At 79.7% G+C, this 237-nt stretch carries 1 protein-coding gene; it reads right to left on the bottom strand.

The features are described from left to right. Positions 1–208 (bottom strand): hypothetical protein (locus tag G3I65_RS18975; protein WP_203612431.1); only part of this gene is annotated, 208 nt, incomplete at its 3' end. Positions 209–237: the final 29 nt, after the last annotated feature.

A 237-nucleotide genomic window follows, 5' to 3' on the forward strand; every position in this document is an offset into this window, starting at 1 on the left:
GGTGGGCGACCTGCGCCGGGCCGACGTCCCGGCCGCGTTCCGCGTGCCGCACCAGGACGGCGGCCGCCTCGGCGTGCAGGGCCGCCCGCTCGGCCGGCGGGACGGCGTCGTACACGGCGTCCCGCAGGAGCTGGTGGCGGAACGTCGCCGTGCCGGCTTCGAGCTCGCCGAGCAGCCCCGCGGCCGCGTCGTCCAGGATGGTGCGCACTTCGGCGAGCGGCTGCCCGGCGACCTCGG

Origin of the sequence: Amycolatopsis sp. SID8362, from assembly GCF_010550475.1 — a bacterium.
Taxonomy (GTDB): Bacteria; Actinomycetota; Actinomycetes; order Mycobacteriales; family Pseudonocardiaceae; genus Amycolatopsis; species Amycolatopsis eburnea.